Origin of the sequence: Streptomyces bambusae, from assembly GCF_019400985.1 — a bacterium.
Taxonomy (GTDB): Bacteria; Actinomycetota; Actinomycetes; order Streptomycetales; family Streptomycetaceae; genus Streptomyces; species Streptomyces bambusae_A.
In genome coordinates, this window is sequence record NZ_WTFF01000561.1 from 1 (window position 1) to 2369 (window position 2369).

At 78.0% G+C, this 2369-nt stretch carries 1 protein-coding gene; it reads left to right on the forward strand.

The window, feature by feature from the left end:
* Positions 1-2369, forward strand: a 2369-nt coding sequence (locus GPJ59_RS35535) for an ATP-binding protein (protein ID WP_258025412.1), incomplete at both ends; no start/stop codon positions are given.

Consider the following 2369-nt stretch of genomic DNA (forward strand, 5'->3'; position numbering starts at 1 on the left):
TGCTCGCCCTGTCCGGCCCGGCCGGCCTCGGCAAGACCACCCTGCTCGCCGAGGTGCGCCGCCGCGCCCGCGCCGCCGGCTGCACCGTCCTCGCCGCCCGCGGCGGTGAACGCGAGCAGGTCCAGCCCTTCCACGTCGCCCGCCAGCTCGTCCAGCCGCAGCTCGCCGGCACCCCGGAGGACGAACTCCGCGCCGCCCTCGGCGGCTGGTACGCCATCGTCGGCCCGGCCCTCGGCCTGTGCGCCCCCGTCGAGGGCGCCCCGCCCGACCCGCAGGGCCTGCGCGACGGCCTCGACTGGGTCCTCACCCACCTCGCCGTCCAGCGCGCGCCCCTCGTCCTCGTCCTCGACGACGCCCACTGGGCCGACCCCGAGTCGCTGGGCTGGCTGGCCGCGTACGCCCCGCGCACCGAACACCTGCCGCTGCTGCTCGTCGTGGCCTACCGCCCCGACGAACTCCCCGCCCACGCCGACGCGTTCCGCACCACCCCCGGCCGGGCCGGACAGCACCCGCTCAGCCTCGCCCCGCTCACCGCCGCCGCGGTCGGCGCGCTGGTGCGCGACACGGTCGGGGAGCACGCCGACGACGCCTTCTGCCACGAGGCCTGGACCGTCACCGCCGGCAACCCCTTCGAGGCCGTCGAACTCGCCGCCGAGGTGCGCGGCCGCGCCCTGGAACCCGTCGCGGCCAGCGCGCCCCTGCTGCGCGACCTCGCCGCCGCCCAGCGCGGCAGCGGCCTCGCCGCCCGCATCGAACGCCTCGGACCGTCCACCGTCCGGTTCGCCTGGGCCTGCGCCGTGCTCGGCACCGCCGTTCCCCAGGAGCTCGCCGCCCGGGTCGCCGGCCTCGGCCGCGAGGAGGCCGCCGATGCCACCGCACGACTGCGCGAGGCCAGGATCCTCGCCGCCGCCGCGGCCGCCGACGCCCCGCTGGAATTCGTCCACCCGCTGATCGCCACCACGATCTACCGGGCCGTCCCCGACGCCCTGCGGGTCGCCCTGCACGGACAGGCGGCCGCGGCCGTCGTCGACGCCGGGCTCGGTGCCCGCGCCGCCGCCCGCCACCTGCTGGAGACCCACCCCGAGAACGACCCCTGGGTGGTACGGACCCTGCGCGAGGCCGCCGCCGAGAACCTGCGCGCCGGCGCCCCCGAGGCCGCCCGCCGCCAGCTCGCCCGGGCCCTGCGGGAGCCGCCCGGCTTCACCGAGCGCGCGGCCGTGCTGTACGAGCTCGGCTGCGCCTCACTGCTGACCGAGCCCGCCACCACCGTCAACCACCTGCGCGCCGCCCTCGCCGAACCCATCGACGACCGGGCCCTGCGCCAGGCCGTCGTCATCCGGCTGGCCCAGGTGCTCGCGCACAGCGACCGGCTCGCCGACGCCTCCATGGTGCTGGCTGCCGAGATCCCGCACGCCCCGGACGCGCGCGGCCGGCTGCGGCTCCAGGCGGAGCAGTTCATGTGGGACGCGTTCCGCGCCGACGAGCCCGACTCGCCGGCCCGCTCACGGCGGCTCGCCCGGCTCGCGGACCGGCTCACCGGCCGGGACCTCACCGAGCGGTACGTCATCGGGCTGCGTGCCTGGGACGCGACCCTGCGCGGCGAACCCGCCGAGGTGGCGCTCGGCCACGCGGCGCGCGCCCTCGGCGAGGACCCGCTCAGCTGGGCCCACGCGGACCGGGGCTTCGAGGTACCGGTGCTGGTCGCCCTGACCTACCTGTACGCCGACCGGCCCGACCGGGCCGAGGAGCTCTTCGAAGCCGGCACGGCCGAATTCGAGCGCCAGGGCTGGCGCGGGGCGCACCTGTCCTTCGCGTACAGCCTGCGGGCCTACGTCCGCTTCCGGCGCGGCCGCCTGGACGCCGCGCACGAGCTGGTCCGCGCCGGGCTGGAGATCGCCGAGCGCGTGGGCCGCCGCACGCCCGTGCACTGGTACTCCGTCGCCATCCTGATCGAGATCCTGCTGGCCCGGGGCGAGGTGGCGCAGGCCTGGGAGCTCGCGCAGGAGCACGCGTACGGGGAGCCCTTCCCGGCGGCCGTGGTCTTCCCGGACTCCCAGACCGTCTACGCCGAGCTGCTCCTGGCCCGCGGCGAGAACAAGGCGGCCGCCGTCGAACTGGAGGCCGTCGGACGCCGCCTGACACCGCGGGGGATCCAGAACCCGTCGTGGTGCCCCTGGCAGCTCCACCTGGCCCGGGCCCTGGCGCAGGACGACCCCGAGCGGGCGCGGACCCTGGCCGCCGACGCGGTCCGCCGCGCCCGCGCCTTCGGCGCTCCGTCCGCGACCGGCCAGGCGCTGCGCCTCGCGGCGGAGGTCGCCACCGGCGCCGAGCGGGTGGCCCTGCTGACGGAGGCGGTGGACGTCCTGACC